This is a genomic window from Allobosea sp. Tri-44 (assembly GCF_004123845.1).
Classification (GTDB): domain Bacteria; phylum Pseudomonadota; class Alphaproteobacteria; order Rhizobiales; family Beijerinckiaceae; genus Allobosea.
Genome location: NZ_NBDP01000005.1, coordinates 127,091 through 147,423, shown reverse-complemented (window position 1 = coordinate 147,423; position 20,333 = coordinate 127,091). Strand labels below are relative to the sequence as shown.

The following is a 20,333-nucleotide window of genomic DNA, read 5'->3' as shown; positions in this document are numbered from 1 at the left end:
GCGGACCATGCGAAACTTGCCGCAGGAGGCGCAGCTGGGGTGTCGCCTCCTGGACCCGGCTCACATGATGCATCGTCGTTCCTTTCTGATCGTCCTGGGAGCATCGGGGCTCGCGATCCCGGATCGGCGGGCTCTGGCGGCGGAGCCCGTGAGGCGGATCATGCTGATGGTCGGGGTGCCGTTCGACCATCCCCTCCTGCGCGCCCGAATGGTGGAGCTGAGGCGGCTCATGGCCGAGAAGGGGTGGGTCGAAGGTCGGAATCTGCTTATGACCTGGCGGTTCTCCGGGGTGAGCGAGGATGATCTGGCGCGGGCTGCCGCCGATGTGGTCCGCGAGAAGCCAGACGTCATCGTCGTCGGCTCCAGCGCGGAGACTGCGGCTGTCCTGGAGCAGACCCGGCAGATCCCGGTGCTGTTCTCGACCGCGTCGGATCCGGTTGGTAGCGGTTTCGTGCGCTCGCTGGAGCGCCCCGACGGCAACGCCACGGGGTTCAGCAACAACGACCCGGCGATCTCTGAGAAATGGGTCGAGCTCCTGACCGAGATCGCACCGGCGACGCGCCGCATCGGCGTGGTCTTCAACCCCTATACGACGCCGGCTGCGGGCAAGAGCTATCTCGCGCGCCTGCATGGCAGCATCCCAGGTGCGGAGCTTGCTCTCGAAACCATCCACGTGACCGAGGCGTCGGCGATCTCGCGCGAGATCGCGACATTTGCTGCCAGGGGCGGCGGGGGCGGTCTGGTGTTCCTGCCGGACAGCTTCACCTTCCGCAACGCGGCGATCTGCGCGGCGGCCGCAGAGCAACAGCGATTGCCGGCGATCTACCCGTTCGATACCTTCACGCTGCAGGGCGGGTTGATCTCATATACCGGCGCGCGTGAGGAGACGGCCGAGTTGATCGCCTCCTATATCGATCTCATCCTGCGAGGGGCGAATGTCGCCGAACTGCCGGTGCAGTTCTCACGCAGTTTCGAGCTGGTCATCAATCGAACCGCTGCCGCGGCCCTGGGGCTCGACCTGCCGCCATCCCTGCGAATCCGCGCGACCCGGATCGTGTCGTGACGCTGCACGACGCCGCGGAACAGGACAGCGCATCGCGGCCGCGTGTCGGCCTTACCCGCAAATATACGGTTTTCGTCGTCGTCGCGATCTGCCTGGCTCTAGGGCTCAATACGGCGATTGCAGCTCTCTTCGCCTTTTCGGATCAGCGGGCCCTTCTCGTACGCGTCCAGCAGGAGCAGGCCCGGGCGGCGGCGCAGAGGATCGGCGCCTTCGTCGCCGACATCATGAGCGACCTTGAGTTGGCTTCCGAGAACGGCACTGGCAACAATTCGCCCGAGGAGCGTCATCTCGATGGCTTGAGGCTGCTGCGGCAGGTTCCCGCCATCCTCGATTTGCGCCAGATCGATCAGGAAGGGCGCGAACAGCTCTTCCTCTCGCGTTTCGCGCGCGACCGGACTGGCAGCGGTATGGACTGGTCCGCCGACCGGGGCTTCCAGAGCGCGCTCGCACAGGGCAGGTTCTATGGCGAGGTCGAGTTCCGGCGCGGCTCGGAACCGCATATGGTGTTGCTCCGGCGTTCGGCCTTCGCTCCGCACCGGGTTGCGCGCGCGACCGTCAATCTCGTCTTCATTCGCGATGTCGTGTCCCGGCTCAAGGTCGGTGAGGCCGGCCGCGCTTATATCGTCACGCGCTCCGGCCGGCTGATCGCCCATCCCGACCTGCGTTTCGTCCTCCGGAACACAAGCCTCGCCGAGCTGGTGAGCGCGCATGCAACGGCCGGGAGCTCGGGCGCCGGACATTCCATGACGGATGTCGAGGGTCGGCGCGTCCTCTCCGTCATGGCGGCCGTGCCGGATCTCGATTGGAACGTCGTCGTCGACCTACCAGTGAGAGAGGCCTTCGCACCGATCTATGCCTCGATCCTGCGCTCGCTGGCGCTTCTGGCTGTCGCACTTTTCGCCGCGGTGCTGGTCGGCATCGCTCTCAGTCGCAAGCTCGTCGCTCCGATCAAGGCGCTCGGCGCTAGCGCTGCACGGATCGGCCAGGGCGAATTGGATGAGCGGATCGACATCCACACCGGCGACGAGTTGCAAGAGCTCGGCGACCAGTTCAATCTGATGGCCGAACGCCTCGCAGAAAGCCGCGCCGTCCTCGAAGACAAGGTCGCGGAGCGCACCGTGGCCCTGAAGACGGCGCTCGAGCTTGCCTCGGCCGGTCAGAAGGCGGCGGAAGAGGCGACGCGCGCGAAATCCCGGTTCCTGGCCGTGGTCGGGCATGATATCCGCACGCCATTATCCGGTGTACTCGGGGTTCTGGAGCTGATCGATCGCGGGCGCCTGAACCAGCGCGACCGCCGTCTCGTCGCCATGGCCGCGACCTCCGGCGAGGCGCTGGTCGATCTCGCCAACGCGACGCTCGACCTGTCCCGGCTGGAAGCCGGAACCGAAAGCCTGGATCTGCGCGATTTCGAGCTTGGCGCCCTGCTGACCGCGACCGAGGCGTTGATGCGTCCCCTGGCAGAGCAGAAGGGGCTGGTCCTGAGGTTGCAGCCTCCGCCCGAGGGCCTGCGCCTGCACGGCGATTCCGGCAAGATTCACCGCGTCATCGTCAACCTGTTGCGCAATGCGATCAGCTTCACCGAGCAGGGCGAGGTCGAATTCGGCGCCGCTCTTCAGCCCGCATCGGCCTCGCAGCGCGCCAGGCTGACACTCACTGTACGCGACACCGGCATAGGCATCGATCCCGCTGTGCAGGATCATATTTTCCGCGATTTCGTTCAGGTCGACCCGGAAACGGGACGTCGCAACGGCGGGGCCGGTCTCGGCCTGGCGATCTGCAGAAAACTGGTTGAGTTGATGGGCGGCTCGATCTCCGTCGCCAGCGCCAGCGGGCAAGGCAGCACCTTTTCCGTGAGCTTGCCACTGGCTGCGGCCAAGGCGGCGGCCCGGCCCGGCGAGGCGCCGCCGGAGCAATTGCAGCGGATTCTCGTGGTCGACGACGACCCTGTGACGCGTGAGGTCGCCCGGCTCATGGTCGGCAAGGCCGGCCACAAGGTGCATGCCGCGGCCTCGGGCGAGGCGGCTGTGAAAACCTTGCGCAAGCGCACGTTCGACCTTGTCCTGCTCGATATGCACATGGGCGGAATGGACGGTATCGAAACCACACGGGCAATCCGTGCATTGCCGGCCATCGCGCAGCCCCGGATCGTCGCGCTGACGGCGGACGTCTCTCCGGAGACGATGCGGCGGATGCGTGCGGCGGGGCTGGCGACGATCCTGTCCAAGCCGATCACCTCTGCGGCGCTCCTGCAGATGATCGGCCGCAGGGGAGGCCGCGGCAGCCGAGGTCCGGTCGTCGCCCTGTCGCCGGATCAGCCCGTCGACGTCACGTTCTTCCGGACCCAGCGCGGGCTGATCGGCGAGGCACGGACGCTGCAACTCCTGACGCTCTTTGCGACCGTGTCCGCGACCATTCTGAAGGGCATGGGGGAGGCCGCTGAGCGCCTTGACCGTATCGAGCTAGGCCGGCTGGCTCATCAGTTGGCGAGCTCGGCCGGAGCCGTGGGTCTTGGACGTGTCTTCGCTTTGGCCACTGCGCTCGAGCGTGAGGCGACGGGTGCAAGCGCCGGGGCGTTGACGCTCGCGATCGAGGCGCTCGACCGAGCCCGCACCGAAGCCCTCGACGCACTCGCCGGGCTGGAAGGGCAGGTGCTCGCCGAGACGGCTGTCCCCTAGAGCAGGATGCGAAAAAGTGGGAACCGGTTTTTTCGCATCGATCCGGCTCTAACTCTTTGATGAGAGACGGATTCAGATTTCAGTTGGCATCGCCTTGCGATTCCAACTGAAATCATCCGGCTCTAGATGTCGCGCTCCACGGGAACGCCGAGCTTGTAGCCGGTTCCGCTGACGGTCCTGATGAAGCCCGCCTTGCCCGTATCACCCAGCTTCTTGCGCAGGCGCGCGACCAATGCGTCGACGCTGCGTGCATCGACGGAGGTGTCGCGGTTGCTGACGACTTCGATCAGATAGTCGCGGGTCAGGGAGTGGCCGTCGCTTTCGACAAGGGCGGCGAGCAGGTCGAACTCGCCGCGGGTCAGGCGGATCGGATCGCCGTTGATCGTCGCAAGCTCGCGGCGCCGTAGGTCCATGTTGAAGGGACCGAAGGTGACCGTGATGTTGCGGCGCGCCATGTCGCGCTCGATCTTGCGCCGGCGCAGCAGCGAGCGGGCTCGGGCGAGCAGGTCGCGCAGGTCGACGGGCTTGCCGACATAATGGTCGCCGGCGAGCTCCAGACCGACGATCCGGTCGATATCGGCATCGCGCTGCGTCACGAAGATGATGCCGGCGTCGGACACCGATTGAAGCTCTCTGGCGAGCTCGAATCCGTCTCCGTCCGGCAAGACCACGTCGATGAAAATCAGATCCGGCTTGAAGCGCCGGACCGTCTGTCTGGCCTGGGCAATGGTTTCGGTCTCCTCGACCAGAAACCCCTGATCGACGAAGTATCCCGAGATGACCGTGCGTGTGACGGGATCGTCCTCGACGATGACGAGCCGCTCGCGAGATGTCGCATCCATCGGTTCTGATGTCCCGGTCAGCCGGGTCGCCCCTCGACGGTGGGCTAGACGATCCGGCTGAGCCGACGATTCAACAGAGACCGCTGCACTGCAAGCGTCGGCCGGCGAAATTGTTGACAGCCGTTCACCGGGTGGCCGACAGCGATAAGGCGTCCGTTAACGATGCAGGCTGCGCCGCGAGCGGTCTCGTCGTGCGAGCGATTCCGTCGCCGGGCGAGCTGGCTTCCAGCTTGAACACCTCGCGTGCCCTCTCATGGGCGCGAATGTAGTTCCAGTCATAGCTCACGCCGAGGCCCGGGCCGATCGGGACCGGGAAGCAGCCCTCCTTGTCGACGCCGTCGACTCGCGGGGAGAGGCAGAAGACTTGGCTCGAATCCTGCTTTCCGTCGCGGAGCAATGCGTATTCACAGAGCATGACGTCAGACATCAAGATCCTGGTTGTCGATGCGAACCCGATCCGGGCCGCCATCATCGAAGAGGGGCTGCGCGAGGCCGGCTTCAGCGCCATCGTCCAGGTCAGCGAGACGAAGGGGCTGGTCGCTGCCATCGGACAGCACGACCCGGACGTGGTCGTGATCGACCTGGAGAATCCAAGCCGCGACGCGCTCGCCGACATGTTCCAGGTCAGCCGCCATGTCAGGCGGCCGATCACCATGTTCGTCGACCAGTCGGATGCGGGCCAGATCGAGGCCGCCGTCGAGGCGGGCGTCTCCGCCTATATCGTGGACGGCCTGCGGAAGGAGCGGCTGAAGCCGATCCTGCAGACCTGCATCAGCCGTTTCAATGCTTTCGCCAAGCTGCGCGAGGAACTCGACGAGGCCCGCTCGCAACTCGACGAGCGCAAGCTCATCGATCGCGCCAAGGGCATCGTCATGCGCCTGAAAGGGCTCGGCGAGGACGAGGCCTATGCCCTGATGCGCCGCACCGCGATGAACGAGAAGCGCAAGCTCGCCGACATCGCCCGTTCCATCATCACAGCCGCCGAGGTGCTGAAATGACCTTGCGCCTGCGGATCGGATTCCTGCCGCTGGTTGATGCGGCACTACTGGTTGCGGCTGCCGATACCGGTATCGCCGAGGCGCACGGGCTTTCGCTGGAACTCCTGCGCGATGTCTCCTGGTCGAACCTGCGCGACCGCCTGCATGTGCGCCTGCTCGACGCCGCGCATATGCTGGCGCCGGCGGCGATCGCGTCGACGCTCGGTATCGGCGGCGTCACCGCACCAATGGTGGCCCCGATCCTGCTGAACCTGAACGGCAATGCGCTCACCGTCTCGGCACGCCGCTTCGAGGAGATGGCGCGCGTCGCGCAAGGCGATCTGGCGGACCCGGCGGTATCCGCGCAGGCGCTCGCGACGCTCGTCTCCGCCCGCAAGGCCTCCGGCTTGCCGCCGCTCGCCTTCGCTGCGGTCTTCGGCTTCTCCTGCCACACCTATCTGCTGCGCGACTGGATGGCGCTCGCCGGCGTCCGGCTCGGCGAGGATGCCCGGCTCGAGATCGTTCCGCCGGTGCGTACGGTCGAGGCGCTGGCCAGCGGCGAGGTCGACGGTTTTTGCGCCGGCGCGCCCTGGAACACCTTGGCGGTCGAGGCCGGCGTCGGCGCGATCCTGCATTGCGGCGTCGATCTCATGCCGGATCTGCCGGAAAAGGTGCTGGCCTGGCGCGCCGACGACGTCGAGCGCCGAGGGGAGGCAGTCGCCCGCCTGAATGCAGCTTTGATCGAGGCGAGCCGCTGGGTCTCGGACGAGGCGAACTGGCCGAGCCTCGCCGGCTTGCTCGCGGCCCCTGATCGCCTCGCGGCCCCCGCTGCCCTGATCGAAGCGGTCCTGCGCGGCGACATCGTCCAGGGCGGCGGGCGGCCTCTTCGGCAGGTGCCGTCCTATATCCGCTTCGACGCCGCTGCGATCCGTCCGGACCCAGCTCATGCCGACCGCCTGCTCGCCGCGATGGCGCGAGCCGGGCAGGTCTTGGTCACGCTTGATTTGACCGAACGGGCGCGGGCGGTCTTCAGGCCGCTCGTCGCGGAAGCGACGCAGATGAAATTCTAGGCATGCCTTAAAATTGTGCATATGCGGTAGAATTGTGCGGCGCACAAAAGCAGGCGAGATGCGCCAATCATCGGGGGCATCCAAGGTAAATTGAAATAATTCAAATGCTTGCTACCAGGCCCTGAGTTGGCACGGTCCTTGTAACGCTCGTCTCGACCGCGGCCAAAGCTGCCCGCGAGCAAGTTCGAAATCGGAACGCACAGCAACGCCGCTGTCGAAGGGAGCCCGGCAGGGCACTTTCGCGCGGCGTTTTCGTTTTCGCGGACACCAACCCGTTCACCAGGGAAAGCGATCGATGACCAAGACCGTCAAGACCAGGGTAGCCGTTCTCCAGGCCGGGCCGAGCCGTCGCGACTTCCTGAACCTGACCGGGGCGGCCGCCGTCGCCGCCGCTGCCAAGCTGAGCTTTCCGAGCGGTGCCTTCGCGCAGGCGGCCGGTCCCGAGGTCAAGGGCACCCGCCTCGGCTACATTGCCCTGACCGATGCGGCGCCGCTGGTCATCGCCAAGGAGAAGGGCCTCTTCGCCAAATACGGCCTGCCCGACATGGACATCGCCAAGCAGGCCTCCTGGGGCGCGACGCGCGACAACATGGCGCTCGGCTTCAAGAACAACGGCATCGATGGCGGCCACATCCTGCGGCCCAAGACGCATCTCTATTCTACCGGCAAGGTCATGCAGAACGGCCAGCCGCTGCCGATGTACACGTTGCTCAACCTCAACGAGGACAGCCAGGCGATCTCGGTCGCCAACGAATACAAGGACCTCAATGTCCAGAAGGACGCCTCGGCCCTGAAGGCAGCCTTCGAGCGCAAGAAGGCGGCCGGCAAGGAACTGACCGCCGCGATGACCTTTCCGGGCGGCACGCACGATCTCTGGATTCGCTACTGGCTCGCCGCCGGCGGCATCGACCCCGACAACGAGATCAAGCTGATCACCGTTCCGCCCCCGCAGATGGTGGCGAACATGAAGGTCGGCACCATGGACTGCTTCTGCGTCGGCGATCCCTGGCACGAGCAGCTGGTCAACCAGAACATCGGCTACACGGCGGTGACCACCGGCGAGCTCTGGTTCAAGCACCCTGAGAAGATTCTCGGCATGCGTGCCGATTTCGTCGACGCCAATCCCAAGGCGACGCAGGCCATGCTGATGGCGGTGATGGAAGCCCAGCAATGGGCCGACAAGATGGAGAACAAGCAGGAACTCGCCGAGATCGTCGGCAAGCGGCAATGGTTCAACGTTCCCGTCGCCGACATCCTTGGCCGGCTCAAGGGCGACATCAACTACGGCAATGGCCGCGTCGCCAAGGGCACGAACCTCCAGATGAAGTTCTGGGGCGAGGGTGGTTCCAGCTCCTATCCCTGGAAGAGCCTCGATACCTGGTTCGTCACCGAGAACATTCGCTGGGGCAAGTTCGATACCTCGACCGACATCAAGGCGCTGGTCGACAAGACCAATCGCTCGGATCTCTGGTCGGAAGCCGCCAAGACGCTCGGCGTGGCCGGGGCCCCGAGCGGGGATTCGCGCGGTGTCGAGACCTTCTTCGACGGCGTGAAGTTCGATCCGGCGGCGCCGCTCGACTATCTCAAGGCCCTCAAGATCAAGCGGGTGGCCTGACGCCATGGCCGAGCCGCTCGTCATCGTCGGCAAGGGCATGGCGGCGACCAGGCTGGTCGACGAGCTCAGCCAGCGCGCGCTCGGCCGCTATTCCATCGCGGTGATCGGGGCCGAGCCGCGGCTCGCCTACAACCGGGTGCTGCTCTCGCCGCTGCTCGCCGGCGAGATCGGCGAGCCCGAGATCGAGCTGAAGCCCGCCGCCTGGTGGCAGGCACGCGGCGTCTCGATGCTCTACGGCAAGCCCGTCACCGGCATCGACCGGGCGGCGAAGTCGGTGACGCTGGAAGGCGGGCTGACCCTGCCTTACGGCAAGCTCGTCCTCGCCACCGGCTCGAAGCCGCTGAAACCGCCTTTCCCGGGCGGAGATCTGCCGGGTGTAGCGACCTTCCGTGACACCGCCGACGTCGAGGCGATGCGCGCCTATGCCGAGCGCGGCGCCCGCGTCGTCGTCATCGGCGGTGGGTTGCTCGGGCTCGAGGCTGCGTATGGGTTGGCGCGCGCCGGCGGCAAGGTCACGCTGCTGCACCTTGTCGATCGGCTGATGGAGCGCCAGCTCGATGCGGAGGGGGCTGCTCTCCTTGCCGCAGCCATGGCGCAGCGCGGCATCGCGGTCAGGTTGAATGCTTCGACCAAGGGCTTCGTCGGCAAGAACAAGGTCGAGGCGGTCGAGCTCGCCGACGGCACGCTGATCCCCACCGATCTCGTCGTCATCGCCATCGGCGTGCGGCCGAATGTCGACCTTGCCGTTGCCGCCGGGCTCAAGAGCAATCGCGGCATCGTCGTCGACGATCATCTCGCGAGCGAGGATCCCTCGATCTTCGCCATCGGCGAATGCGCCGAGCATCGGGGCCAGGTCTATGGCCTCGTCGAGCCGGCCTATGAGCAGGCGCGCGTGCTGGCGACGCGGTTGTCTGGCAAGGAGGCCGCCTATCAGGGCTCGCTGCTCTCGACCAACCTCAAGGTCTCCGGCGTCGGCGTCTTCTCGGCCGGCGAGTTCGAGGCGGGAGAGGGCGCCGAGGTCATGGTGCTGCGCGATCCGTCCGCCGGCATCTACCGCAAATTCGTGCTGCGCCAGGGCCGGCTGGCCGGCTGCGTCCTTGTCGGCGACACCACTGGCGCGCTGTTTTATCTCGGCCTGATCCGCTCGCAGCAGGACATCTCGCCGATCCGCGCCGACCTGCCCTTCGGCGAAGCCTATTGCGTCAGGAAGGCGGCCTGACCATGCGCCACGACGCCCCGCTCGCTGCTGCCGCAGCCACCCGCACAACCTGCCCCTATTGCGGGGTCGGTTGCGGTGTGCTCGCGACGCCGGACGGCAAGGGAGGCGCGACGATCGCCGGCGATCCCGATCACCCGGCCAATCGCGGCCGGCTCTGCTCGAAGGGCTCGGCGCTGGGCGAGACGGTCGGCCTCGGCACACGTGTCCTGCACCCGCTGAAGCGCAGCGCCCGCGGCGCTTACGACCGGGTGTCCTGGGATGAGGCGCTCGATGCGCTCGCTGGCGGGCTGAAAGCGATCATCGAGCGTGACGGCCCCGAAGCGGTCGCCTTCTACTTGTCTGGCCAACTCCTCACCGAGGATTATTACGTCGCCAACAAGCTGATGAAGGGCTTCATCGGCTCGCCGCATGTCGACACCAATTCGCGACTTTGCATGGCCTCGACCGTCGCCGGCCATCGACGCGTGCTCGGCTCCGACACTGTGCCCGGCAATTACGAGGACCTCGACAGCGCCGACCTGATCGTGCTGGTCGGCTCGAACACCGCCTGGTGCCACCCGATCCTGTTCCGCCGCATCCAGCAGAACCGGGCCGAGCGCGGCGCCAAGGTCGTGGTAATCGACCCGCGCGTTACGGCGACCGCGGAGGATGCGGACCTCGTCCTGCCGCTGAAGCCGGGCTCGGACAGCTCGCTTTTCGCCGGTCTGCTCGTCCATCTCGCTGACGCCGGCCTGCTCGATCGCAGCTATGTGGAGCAGCACGTCGCCGGCTTCGAGGCTGCGCTCGCGAATGCCCGCGAAATCGCGCCCGATGTCGCCGCCGTCGCCAGCCCAACTGGCCTCTCGGAGGCCGACATCGCCGCCTTCTACGCGCTCTGGGCCGGCACGCCTGCCGTCGTCACCGCCTGGAGCCAGGGCGTCAACCAGTCGGCGCAAGGCACCGACAAGGTCGCGGCGATCCTGCATTGCCATCTCGCCACTGGTCGCATCGGCCTGCCGGGTGCCGGCCCGTTCTCGCTGACCGGCCAGCCAAACGCGATGGGTGGGCGCGAGGTCGGCGGCCTCGCCAACATGCTCGCCGCCCATATGGGCTACTCGCCGGCCGAGATCGACCGCGTCCGCCGCTTCTGGGGCGCTCCCCGCATGGCGCAAGCTGAAGGCCTCAAAGCCGTCGCCATGATGGATGCCGTCGCCGACGGTCGGCTCAAGGCGCTGTGGGTGATGGCGACCAATCCGGCCGTCTCGCTGCCGCGTGCCGACGCGGTCCAGGCGGCATTGCGCGGGCTCGACCTCTTCGTCGTCTCCGAGAACGTCCTCTCCAACGACACGCTCGCCGCCGGTCCCCACTACATCCTGCCCGCCGCCGCCTGGGGCGAGAAGGACGGCACCGTCACCAATTCCGAGCGCCGGATCTCGCGCCAGCGCGGCTTCCTGCCGTTGCCGGGCGAGGTCAAGCCCGACTGGTGGATCATCTGCGAGGTCGCCGAGCGCCTCGGTTTCGAGGGGGCTTTCGACTATGCCGGCCCGCACGAGATCTATGCCGAGCACGCGGCGCTTTCAGCCTTCGAGAACGGTGGCAGCCGCGATTTCGACATCAGTGCCCATGCCGATCTGACGCGCCGCGCCTACGATGGCCTCGTCCCGGTGCAATGGCCGGTTCCTGCCGGCCAGCCGGAGGGCACGGCCAGGCTCTTCGCCGAAGGCGGCTTCTTCACGGCCGATCGCAAGGCAAAAATGCAGCCGCTCGCTGTGCCGGCGCTCGCCGCTGCGACCAGCGACGTCTTTCCGCTGCTGCTCAACACCGGCCGCGTCCGCGACCACTGGCATACGATGACGCGCACGGGCCTCAGCCCGCGTCTTTCGGCTCATGTCGCCGAGCCGACCGTGCTGGTGCATCCGGACGATGCAGAGTGGTTCGCCCTCGTCGACAAGGGCTTCGCCAGGATCGAGACTGCGCATGGCGCAGTCGTGCTCAAGGTTGCGCTCGATCCCGGCGCGCAGAAAGGCTCGCTCTTCGCACCGATCCACTGGTCGGCCGAGAACGCCTCCGACGCTCGTATCGGCGCCACCGTCCAGCCGCTGGTCGATCCGTTCTCCGGTCAGCCCGAGATGAAGGCGACGCCGGCTGCGATTGCGCCGGTCTCGTTCCGCTCACGCGGCTTCCTGCTCGGTGCCGAAGATTTCGCGCTGCCGGAGGGAAGCTGGTGGACGCGCGTCGCGGTCGAGAGCGGGCAGGGCCGGCTCTTCGCGACGCAGGCCGATGCTGCAGAGATCATGCAACTCGCCCACGCGGTCTTTGGCCCCGAGGGGCTGCTCGAGATGGTCGATGCCGAACGCGGGCTCTATCGCTGCGCCGTGATCCGCGATGGCCGGCTCACCGCCGCCCTGTTCCTCGGTCCGGACCACGACGCCCCGGTCTGGGACGCGGTGAAACTCGCCTTCGCCGGCGGTGAGGTCGATTCCGGCCAGCGCCTCGCGCTCCTTTCCGGCCGCAGCCTCGATGGCGCCACGGATCAGGGCCCGACCGTCTGCGCCTGCTTCGGCGTCGGGCTGAACGCAATCCGCGCCGCCTTCGCCGAGGGCGCGACCATCACGGTCGAGGATATCGGCCGCAAGCTGAAAGCCGGCACGAATTGCGGTTCGTGCCTCCCCGAAATCCGCCGCATCGGCGTGCAGCAGCGCGTTGAGGTGCCGGCATGAACGCACCGATCGATCACAGGAGTGACGGAATGGGTCAGGCTGCCTTGAAGTCGGCAAGCACGGGGGCAGAGGTCATTGCCTTGCCGGCGAGCGGCGCCGAAGTGGTGACGCTGCCGCACGCGACTGGAAAGCCGCTGCACGAGAGGCTTGCGCCACTGGCGAAGTCGGTGCTCGTCAATCTGGTGCCGCCGCTGATCACGGTCGCGCTAATCCTGCTGTTCTGGCAGATCGCCGCCTCCGGACCGCAATCCTCGCTGCCGCCGCCGACGAAGATCTGGGCAGAGGCCAAGGACCTGATCACCGAGCCGTTCTTCTGGGCCGGCTCGCAGGATATCGGCCTCGGCTGGCGCATCCTGGTTTCGCTCCAGCGCGTAGCCATCGGCTTCGGCCTCGCCGCGATCGTCGGCATCCTGCTGGGCGCGCTCGTCGGCCAGTCGGTCTGGGCGATGCGCGGGCTCGACCCGGTCTTCCAGGTGCTGCGCACCGTGCCGCCTCTGGCCTGGCTGCCGCTCTCGCTCGCCGCCTTCCGCGACAGCCAGCCCTCGGCGATCTTCGTGATCTTCATCACCGCGATCTGGCCGGTGATCATCAACACGGCCGTCGGCATCCGCAACATCCCGCAGGATTATCGCAATGTCGCGCAGGTGCTGCGGCTGAACCAGGTCGAGTTCTTCTTCAAGGTGATGGTGCCTTCGGCGGCGCCCTACATCTTCACCGGCCTCAGGATCGGCGTCGGCCTGTCCTGGCTCGCCATCGTCGCCGCCGAAATGCTGACCGGCGGCGTCGGCATCGGCTTCTTCATCTGGGACGCGTGGAACTCCTCGCGCCTGTCCGACATCATCGTGGCGCTCGTCTACATCGGCGTGGTCGGCTTCGTGCTCGACCGGGTGGTCGCCTTCGTCGGCACGATCGTCACCCGCGGCACGGTCGTGAACTGAGGAGAAGGACCATGAGCACCCCCTATCTCAAGATCGACCATGTCGAGAAGACCTTCCAGCGCGGCGCGGCCTCGACCAACGTGCTGAAGGACATCAACCTCGTCATCGACAAGGGCGAGTACGTCTCCGTCATCGGCCATTCCGGCTGTGGCAAGTCGACCTTGCTCAACATCGTCGCCGGGCTGACGCCAGTGACGGAGGGCGCCGTGCTACTCGAAGGCAAGGAGGTCAACGCGCCCGGCCCCGAGCGCGCCGTGGTCTTCCAGAACCATTCGCTGCTGCCTTGGCTCAGCGTCTACGACAATGTCGCACTCGCCGTGAACAAGGTCTTCGGCCGCGTGAAGAGCAAGTCTGAGCGGCATGACTGGATCATGCACAATCTCGACCTCGTCCAGATGGGTCATGCGAAGGACAAGCGCCCGGCCGAGATCTCCGGCGGCATGAAGCAGCGCGTCGGCATCGCCCGAGGCCTCGCGATGGAGCCGAAGATCCTGTTGCTCGACGAGCCGTTCGGCGCGCTCGACGCGCTGACCCGCGCCCATCTGCAGGATTCGATCATGCAGATCCACGCCGCCCTCGGCAATACGATGATCATGATCACCCATGACGTCGACGAGGCCGTGCTGCTCTCGGACCGGATCGTGATGATGACCAACGGCCCCTCGGCCCGCATCGGCGAGGTGCTGGACGTCCGGCTGGAGCGGCCGCGCAAGCGGCTCGATCTCGTCTCCGACCGCACCTACATCGCCGCGCGCGAGGCGGTGCTGAAATTCCTCTACGAGCGCCACCGCTTCGTCGAGGCGGCGTGACGGCACCGGCCATGAGCAACGACTTCTCCCCCGACCAGAAGCGCTATCTCGAAGGCTTCATGAGCGGCATGCAGTCGGCCCGCGCTGCGCGTGGCCTCGGGCCGCTCGGCGGACCGGGCGGGCAGGGCAGTGCTGCGCCGTCCGGCCCCGACAGGGAGCACGCCGAGGCGCAGGCGAAAACCGTCGCCGGAGGCGGCAAGCTCGTCGACCAGGAGAAGTGGAAGGCGGCCGAGCATCCTTTCGACGCCTATGCCCGCTTCAAGGACCAGGCTTCCTCGGGCACCTATCCCAAGCCCGAGGACAATTTCCGCTGGCGCTATCATGGCCTGTTCTATGTCGCCCCGGCACAGGACAGCTATATGTGCCGCCTGCGCATCCCGAACGGCATCCTCAAGGCCTGGCAGTTCGAGGGCGTCGCCGATCTCGCCGAGCGGCTTTGTGGCCCCTACAGCCATGTCACCACGCGCGCCAACCTGCAGGTCCGAGAAATTTCAGCCGAGAACGCGCCACTGCTGCTCGAAGGTCTTGCCGATCTCGGCCTCACCGCCAAGGGCTCGGGCGCCGACAACATCCGCAATGTCACGGGATCGGCCACCGCCGGCATCGACCCGCTTGAACTGCTAGACACGCGTCCGCACGCCCGCGCCTGGCATCACCACATCCTCAACGACCGCTCGCTTTACGGCTTGCCGCGCAAGTTCAACGTCGCCTTCGACGGTGCCGGCTCGATCGCGACGCTGGAGGACACCAACGATATCGGCTTCCAGGCGATCGAGATCGGCGAAGGCGCTTCGTTCGAAGGGCAGCCGGTCGAGCCTGGCATCTGGTATCGGTTGGCGCTCGGCGGCATCACCGGCCATCACGATCTCGCCCGCGATACCGGCATCGTCGTCGCGCCTTCGGATACGGTCGCGGTCGCCGACGCGATCGTGCGCGTCTTCGTCGCCAATGGCGACCGCACCAACCGTAACAAGGCGCGGCTGAAATACGTGCTCGACGCCTGGGGCTTCGACAAGTTCCTCGCCGCCGTCGAGGACAAGCTCGGCCGCCGGCTGATCCGGGTCGACGGCGCCTTCGTCAAGCCGCGCCCGGTCTATGACCGCCTCGCCCATATCGGCGTGCACGCCCAACTCCAGCCCGGCCTCAATTGGGTCGGCGTCGCGCTGCCGGTCGGCAAGCTCACCCCCGCGCAGATGCGGACCATCGCGGCGATCTCGAAAGCGTGTGGCGACGGCGATATCCGCCTGACGGTCTGGCAGAATCTGCTGATCTCGGGCGTGCCCGATGCGAAGGTCGATGACGTCATCGCCAATCTGCTGGCGTGCGGCCTTTCCGCCGAGACGTCAGTCCTGCGCGCGGGCCTGATCGCCTGCACCGGCGCGACCGGCTGCAAGTTCGCCGCCGCCCACACCAAGGAAGACGCGCTCGCCATCGCCGCCCATTGCGAGCCGCGGATCACGCTGGATCAGCCGGTCAACATTCATCTCACCGGCTGCCATCATTCCTGCGCCCAGCATTATATCGGCGATCTCGGCCTGATCGGCGCCAAGGTGCCGGTGAACGAGGAGGGCGACACCGTGCCGGGCTACGACCTCCTGGTTGGCGGCGGCTATGGCGTCGATGGCGGCATGGCTCGGCCGTTCCGCGAGAAGGTGAAAGCCGAGGAGGCCCCGGCGCTGGTCGAGGCGATCCTGAGGACCTGGCAGGTGCACCGCGCTGCGCCCGATGAAAGCTTCGTCTCCTTCGCCCGCCGCCACGAGATCGAGGCATTGCAGGCACTGGTCGCGCAGACGGGAGAGGCGGCATGACCGTGCAGACGCCCAATCCGCTCGTCCAGGTCCTGCCAGAGACCGCGCCCTTTAACGAGGAGCAGCGCTCCTGGCTCAACGGCTTCTTCGCCGGCCTGCTCTCGCTCGACAATGCCGGTGTCACCGCGCTGTCGCCGGCTGAGAATGCCGCCGTGATGGGCGAGGCCGATGACGGCGCGCCCTGGCACGACCCAGCCATGGCGATTGCAGATCGTATGCAGCTTGCCGACGGCAGGCCGCTACCGCGCAGGCTCTTCGCCGCGATGGCGCAGCAGGATTGCGGTCAGTGCGGCTATGTCTGTGAGACCTATTCGGCGGCGATCGCCGAGGGCAAGGAAGGCCGGCTCAATCTCTGCGCGCCCGGCGGCAAGGAGACGCTGCGCCAGCTCAAGGCGTTGATGGAGGAGGGTGGGGCTGCTCCTGTCGCCGCATCAGCAGAGGCCGCGCCCGCAACACCCGCCGGCCCGCTCGGCCGCAGCCGCGAGAACCCGGCGTTGGCGACCTTCCTCTCGCGGCGCAAGCTCAATGGCGAGGGCTCCGAGAAGGAGACCTGGCATGTCGAGTTCGACCTCTCCGAAAGCGGTCTCGATTACGTCGTCGGTGACGCCTTCGGCATCGTCGCGCAGAACGATCCGCGCTTGGTCGATGCGGTGATCGCGCTTCTCGGCGCCCGGCCCGATGCCGATATCGGCGGCAAGACCCTGCGCGAGCAACTGCTGGCCGATTGCGCCCTCGGGCCGGCACCCGATGCGCTGTTCCAGCTGATCTCCTATGTCACCGGCGGCGAGACCCGCCAGAAGGCGAAGCGGCTGGCGGCGGGCGAAGATCCCGATGGCGATCTCGACCGGCTCGACGTGCTCGGTACCTTGCACAAGTTCTCCGGCGCGCGGCTCTCGCCCGAGGCTTTCGTCGAGGCGCTCGATCCGCTGCAGCCGCGGCTCTACTCGATCTCCTCCTCGTTCAACGCCACACCGGGCCGCATCTCGCTCACCGTCGATACGGTCCGCTACAAGATCGGCTCGCGTCCGCGCTGGGGTGTCGCCTCGACATATCTGGGCGAGCGCGTCCAGCCCGGCGACAAGGTGCCGGTCTATGTCCAGCGCGCCCATGGCTTCGGCTTGCCGGCGAACCCGGAGACGCCGGTGATCATGTGCGGCCCGGGCACCGGCGTCGCCCCGTTCCGCGCCTTTCTGCACGATCGCAAGGCGACCGGCGCCAAGGGGAAAAACTGGCTGTTCTTCGGCCATCAGCGTCGCGCCTCCGATTTCTTCTACGAGGACGAACTCAACGCGATGAAGGCGGAGGGCGTGCTGACTGGCTTGACGCTGGCCTGGTCGCGCGACGGCAAGGACAAGATCTATGTCCAGGATCGCATGCGTGAGCGCGGCGCCGAGCTCTTCGCCTGGCTCGAGCAGGGCGCGCATTTCTATGTCTGCGGCGATGCCAAGCGCATGGCCAAGGATGTCGAGCGCGCCATGGTCGATGTCGTCGCCGAGCATGGCGGGCGTTCGGTCGATGATGCCGTGGCCTATGTCGCGGCGCTGAAGAAGGCCGGGCGCTATCAGGCTGATGTGTATTGAGAGTCGCTATGCGGCCGTCACCGCGGGCCTGTTCGCCTGGCGCAGGACGGTCCGCTTGCCCGGCGCCGATGCAGCCCTAGACTAGCCGCATGGCACACTCCCTCAAGGCCGGCGCGGCGCCGGCATTCTCCGCCGGCCTTAACCAGCCGAACCTCGATTCCGATGCGGTCTGGGAGGCGCGGCGCGATCTCGCCGCTTGCTTCCGCATGGCGGCGCGCTATGGCTTCGAGGAGGGTATCTGCAACCATTTTTCGGCGCTGGTGCCGGGCTATGACGATCTCTTCATCGTCAACCCCTATGGCTGGGCTTTTCGCGAGCTCACCGCCTCGAAGCTGCTGATCTGCGACTTCCACGGCAATGTCGTCGCGGGAGCGGGCCAGCCCGAAGCGACCGCCTTCTACATCCACGCCCGCGTTCACAAGAACCTGCCGCGCGCCCGCGTCGCCTTCCACACCCACATGCCCTATGCGACCGCGCTCTCGATGACCGAAGGCGATCCGCTGATTTTCGCCGGGCAGACGGCGCTGAAATTCTATGGCCGCACGGCGTTCGACCGCGACTATAACGGCCTTGCGCTCGACGAGCGCGAGGGCGACCGCATCGCCGGCGCGGTCGGCGAGGCCGATATCGTCTTCATGAAGCACCATGGCGTCATGGTGCTCGGCCCCAACATCGCCGAGGCCTGGGACGATCTCTATTACCTCGAGCGCGCCTGCGAGGTGCAGATGCTCGCGCTCTCGACCGGTCGCCAGGTGCTGCCGGTGAAGCCGGAAATCGCCGAAGCTGCCTATCGCCAGATGCGAGAGGGCGATCCGGAATCGGCGCGCCTGCATCTGGCCTCGATCCGCCGCCAGCTCGATGCCGAGGAGCCGATCTATCGCGATTGAGGCTTAAGCGCCGAGCTCCCGCAGCAGCGCGTCCAGCCGCTCGATGCCCGCGATGATCTGCGCCTCGTCGAGTGCGGCATAGCCGATGACGAGGCCGGCGCGGCGGTCGCGATTGTCCGGCTGGTCATAAAGCCCGCTCACGCCATAGAAACCGAGCGAGGCGGCCGCAGCCCGCTCCGTCAGCTCGGCCTCGCGCGATTGCGGCAGCCCATTGATCCAGGCGAGGACATGCAGGCCGGCATCGGTGCCGGCGATCGTCACGCGCTCGCCCAGCCGCTCGCGCAGGGCCTTCAGCAGAGCGGCGCGGCGTTCGCCATTGCGGCGCCGGATGCGGCGGACATGCCGCTCATAGGCGCCGCTCGCGATCAACTCGGCCAGGGCAGCCTGTTCGAGCTCCGGGGTGTGGCGGTCGACCATGCGCTTGGCCCGGGCGAAGACCTCGCGCAGCGCTGGCGGCAGGACGAGATAGCCGAGCCGCAGGGTCGGCGAGAGCGTCTTCGAGACGGTGCCGAGATAGATGACGCTGCCGGCCCGGTCGAGCGAGCGCAGCGGCGGCACCGGGCCGACGCCATGGCGGTACTCGGCGTCGTAGTCATCCTCGATGATCGCGGCGCCATGACGCGCCGCCCAGGCCAGCAATTCCTGCCGGCGCGGCGCCGAGAGGATGCTGCCGAGCGGGAGCTGGTGCGAAGGGGTGACGAAGGCGAGCCGTGCCGGTGGCAGGTCCGCAGTCTGCATGCCCTCGCGATCGACCGGTTGCGGCGAAAGCTCGGCGCCCGCCGTCAGGAAGGCCTGGCGCGCCAGGTTGTAGCCGGGATCCTCGATCACGACGCGATCGCCTGGGTCGAGCAGCAGCCTGGTGCAGAGGTCGAAGCCCTGCTGCGAGCCGTTGACGACGAGGATGTCGTCGGCCTCGCAGCGCATCCCGCGGGCGCGCCAGAGATAGCCTTGCAAAGCCGCGCGCAGCTCTGGCAAACCGCGCGGATCGCCATAGCGCAGGCGGGCGGGCCGCTTCGTTACCGCATTGACCAGCGCCCGCCGCCAGGCAAGCGTCGGGAAATCGCCGCCGGCGAGTTCGCCATAGCGGAAATCGAGCGTGAAGGGTTGCGGGTTCCAGGGGATGGGGGCGGCCGATGCCAACCGCTGGCCATAGGCGGAGAGCTCGGTCGGGCGTGGCGATGGGGCGCTTCCTGCTGTCGGCTCCGGCTGAGCCAGCCCGGCGGCGACCCGAGCCCGCGCACCGGCTCGGGTTTCGAGATAGCCCTCGGCCGCCAATTGCTCGAAGGCGGCCGTGACGGTGGTGCGTGACAATCCCCATTCGGCCGCGAGCGCCCGCGTCGACGGTAGGCGAGAGCCGGGCGCATGGACACCAGCTGCGATCTCGCGCTTGATCGCCGCGACGACCCGGCGTTGGGCGCCAACATCACGCTCAACTGGTCCAAGCAAATTGCTCGAAACTGGCCGTTCCATGCGGGCCAGATTAGCGGCATCAGCACGGCGACCGCAAGGAGACCTATTCGATGTACACGCCGCCGGCCTTCCGCATCGACGACCGCGCCGAGATCCACGCGATGATGCGCGCCTGCCGGCTCGCCACCCTCGTGACCGCGACTTCCGAGGGGTTGCTGGCGACGCCGCTGCCGCTGATCCTCGCGCCGGAGGAGGGCGAGTTCGGCGTTCTCCATGGCCATCTCGCCCGCGCCAATCCGCAATGGAAGGCGAAAGCGATCGGCGAGGCCATGGTCCTGTTCAACGGGCCCGACGCCTATGTGACGCCGTCCTGGTACGAGACCAAGCGCGAGACCGGCAAGGTCGTGCCGACCTGGAATTACCAGGCGGTGCACGCCTACGGCCCCGCCGAGTTCTTCGACGACCCCGCGCGCTTGCTCGACGCCGTGACGCGCCTCACCAATCTGCATGAGGGCACGCGAGCCGAGCCTTGGGCGGTCGATGACGCGCCCCCAGCCTTCGTGCAGGCACAGCTGCGCGGCATCGTCGGCCTGCGCATTCCGATCACTAGGCTCGAAGGCAAGCGCAAGATGAGCCAGAACCGCCCGCTGGCTGATCGTGTCGGCGTCGCCGAAGGGCTGGGCGCGAGCGAGCGTCCCAGCGACCTCGTCGTCGCCGCGATGGTGCCGACCGAAGGCTGAT

General features: G+C 67.1%; 16 protein-coding genes. 13 read left to right on the top strand and 3 right to left on the bottom strand.

From position 1 onward, the window contains the following. Positions 1-64: 64 nt before the first annotated feature. Complete coding sequence (locus B6S44_RS05290; protein WP_164985730.1) at positions 65-1,063, top strand: ABC transporter substrate-binding protein; 999 nt, start codon at positions 65-67, stop codon at positions 1,061-1,063. After that, complete coding sequence (locus B6S44_RS05285) at positions 1,060-3,738, top strand: ATP-binding protein (RefSeq protein WP_129155728.1); 2,679 nt, start codon at positions 1,060-1,062, stop codon at positions 3,736-3,738. The genes B6S44_RS05290 and B6S44_RS05285 overlap by 4 nt, the downstream gene beginning before the upstream one ends. A gap of 122 nt (positions 3,739-3,860) precedes the next feature. On the opposite strand, the gene B6S44_RS05280 is transcribed toward B6S44_RS05285, so the two are convergent. Continuing rightward, positions 3,861-4,580, bottom strand: coding sequence for a response regulator (locus B6S44_RS05280; protein ID WP_129155727.1), 720 nt, complete (start codon positions 4,578-4,580; stop codon positions 3,861-3,863). A gap of 124 nt (positions 4,581-4,704) precedes the next feature. Further along, positions 4,705-5,007, bottom strand: a complete 303-nt coding sequence (locus B6S44_RS05275; RefSeq protein WP_129155726.1) for a hypothetical protein — start codon at positions 5,005-5,007, stop codon at positions 4,705-4,707. On the opposite strand from B6S44_RS05275, the gene B6S44_RS05270 reads away from it, so the two are divergent. The 10 genes from B6S44_RS05270 to B6S44_RS05225 all read left to right on the top strand — a co-directional run bounded on the left by B6S44_RS05270 (position 4,994) and on the right by B6S44_RS05225 (position 18,182). After that, positions 4,994-5,578, top strand: a complete 585-nt coding sequence (locus B6S44_RS05270; protein WP_129155725.1) for an ANTAR domain-containing response regulator — start codon at positions 4,994-4,996, stop codon at positions 5,576-5,578. The two genes, B6S44_RS05275 and B6S44_RS05270, sit on opposite strands and share 14 nt — an antisense overlap. After that, on the top strand, positions 5,575-6,627 hold the full coding sequence (locus B6S44_RS05265) for a CmpA/NrtA family ABC transporter substrate-binding protein (protein ID WP_129155724.1): 1,053 nt from the start codon (positions 5,575-5,577) through the stop codon (positions 6,625-6,627). The genes B6S44_RS05270 and B6S44_RS05265 overlap by 4 nt, the downstream gene beginning before the upstream one ends. 295 nt (positions 6,628-6,922) lie before the next feature. Next, positions 6,923-8,242, top strand: a complete 1,320-nt coding sequence (locus tag B6S44_RS05260; protein WP_129155723.1) for a CmpA/NrtA family ABC transporter substrate-binding protein — start codon at positions 6,923-6,925, stop codon at positions 8,240-8,242. A 4-nt stretch (positions 8,243-8,246) separates the two neighbouring features. Then, a complete protein-coding gene (locus tag B6S44_RS05255) occupies positions 8,247-9,461 on the top strand; it encodes an NAD(P)/FAD-dependent oxidoreductase (protein ID WP_129155722.1) in 1,215 nt (404 codons plus the stop codon). A 2-nt stretch (positions 9,462-9,463) separates the two neighbouring features. Next, complete coding sequence (locus B6S44_RS05250) at positions 9,464-12,160, top strand: nitrate reductase (RefSeq protein WP_129155721.1); 2,697 nt, start codon at positions 9,464-9,466, stop codon at positions 12,158-12,160. Between the two features lie 29 nt (positions 12,161-12,189). After that, entirely contained in the window at positions 12,190-13,098 is a 909-nt protein-coding gene (ntrB, locus tag B6S44_RS05245; protein ID WP_129155720.1) for a nitrate ABC transporter permease, read from the top strand. 11 nt (positions 13,099-13,109) lie between these two features. Next, positions 13,110-13,907: an ABC transporter ATP-binding protein gene (locus B6S44_RS05240; RefSeq protein WP_129155719.1), complete on the top strand. Its 798-nt coding sequence runs from the start codon at positions 13,110-13,112 to the stop codon at positions 13,905-13,907. 11 nt (positions 13,908-13,918) lie between these two features. After that, positions 13,919-15,715 (top strand): NirA family protein, encoded by a 1,797-nt coding sequence (locus B6S44_RS05235; RefSeq protein ID WP_129155718.1) that lies wholly within the window; start codon positions 13,919-13,921, stop codon positions 15,713-15,715. Beyond that, entirely contained in the window at positions 15,712-17,295 is a 1,584-nt protein-coding gene (locus B6S44_RS05230; RefSeq protein ID WP_129155717.1) for a sulfite reductase subunit alpha, read from the top strand. Before B6S44_RS05235 ends, B6S44_RS05230 begins: the two co-directional genes overlap by 4 nt. Before the next feature lie 89 nt (positions 17,296-17,384). Then, complete coding sequence (locus B6S44_RS05225; protein ID WP_129155716.1) at positions 17,385-18,182, top strand: aldolase; 798 nt, start codon at positions 17,385-17,387, stop codon at positions 18,180-18,182. A gap of 3 nt (positions 18,183-18,185) precedes the next feature. Here the strand turns inward: B6S44_RS05225 and pdxR are convergent, their stop codons facing one another. Next, positions 18,186-19,652, bottom strand: a complete 1,467-nt coding sequence (gene pdxR, locus B6S44_RS05220; RefSeq protein ID WP_129155715.1) for a MocR-like pyridoxine biosynthesis transcription factor PdxR — start codon at positions 19,650-19,652, stop codon at positions 18,186-18,188. A 50-nt stretch (positions 19,653-19,702) separates the two neighbouring features. Between pdxR and B6S44_RS05215 the strand changes: the two genes are divergently transcribed. After that, positions 19,703-20,332 (top strand): FMN-binding negative transcriptional regulator, encoded by a 630-nt coding sequence (locus B6S44_RS05215; RefSeq protein WP_129155714.1) that lies wholly within the window; start codon positions 19,703-19,705, stop codon positions 20,330-20,332. Position 20,333: the final 1 nt, after the last annotated feature.

What these genes read in the sequence shown, in the direction of transcription:
- B6S44_RS05260 (WP_129155723.1), top strand. Translation starts at nt 6,923, where the DNA reads ATGACCAAGACCGTCAAGACCAGGGTAGCCGTTCTCCAGGCCGGGCCG.
- B6S44_RS05235 (WP_129155718.1), top strand. Translation starts at nt 13,919, where the DNA reads ATGAGCAACGACTTCTCCCCCGACCAGAAGCGCTATCTCGAAGGCTTC.
- B6S44_RS05270 (WP_129155725.1), top strand. Translation starts at nt 4,994, where the DNA reads ATGACGTCAGACATCAAGATCCTGGTTGTCGATGCGAACCCGATCCGG.
- B6S44_RS05240 (WP_129155719.1), top strand. Translation starts at nt 13,110, where the DNA reads ATGAGCACCCCCTATCTCAAGATCGACCATGTCGAGAAGACCTTCCAG.
- B6S44_RS05215 (WP_129155714.1), top strand. Translation starts at nt 19,703, where the DNA reads ATGTACACGCCGCCGGCCTTCCGCATCGACGACCGCGCCGAGATCCAC.
- B6S44_RS05280 (WP_129155727.1), bottom strand. Translation starts at nt 4,580, where the DNA reads ATGGATGCGACATCTCGCGAGCGGCTCGTCATCGTCGAGGACGATCCC.
- B6S44_RS05290 (WP_164985730.1), top strand. Translation starts at nt 65, where the DNA reads ATGATGCATCGTCGTTCCTTTCTGATCGTCCTGGGAGCATCGGGGCTC.
- B6S44_RS05230 (WP_129155717.1), top strand. Translation starts at nt 15,712, where the DNA reads ATGACCGTGCAGACGCCCAATCCGCTCGTCCAGGTCCTGCCAGAGACC.
- pdxR (WP_129155715.1), bottom strand. Translation starts at nt 19,652, where the DNA reads ATGGAACGGCCAGTTTCGAGCAATTTGCTTGGACCAGTTGAGCGTGAT.
- B6S44_RS05250 (WP_129155721.1), top strand. Translation starts at nt 9,464, where the DNA reads ATGCGCCACGACGCCCCGCTCGCTGCTGCCGCAGCCACCCGCACAACC.
- ntrB (WP_129155720.1), top strand. Translation starts at nt 12,190, where the DNA reads ATGGGTCAGGCTGCCTTGAAGTCGGCAAGCACGGGGGCAGAGGTCATT.
- B6S44_RS05255 (WP_129155722.1), top strand. Translation starts at nt 8,247, where the DNA reads ATGGCCGAGCCGCTCGTCATCGTCGGCAAGGGCATGGCGGCGACCAGG.
- B6S44_RS05275 (WP_129155726.1), bottom strand. Translation starts at nt 5,007, where the DNA reads ATGTCTGACGTCATGCTCTGTGAATACGCATTGCTCCGCGACGGAAAG.
- B6S44_RS05265 (WP_129155724.1), top strand. Translation starts at nt 5,575, where the DNA reads ATGACCTTGCGCCTGCGGATCGGATTCCTGCCGCTGGTTGATGCGGCA.
- B6S44_RS05225 (WP_129155716.1), top strand. Translation starts at nt 17,385, where the DNA reads ATGGCACACTCCCTCAAGGCCGGCGCGGCGCCGGCATTCTCCGCCGGC.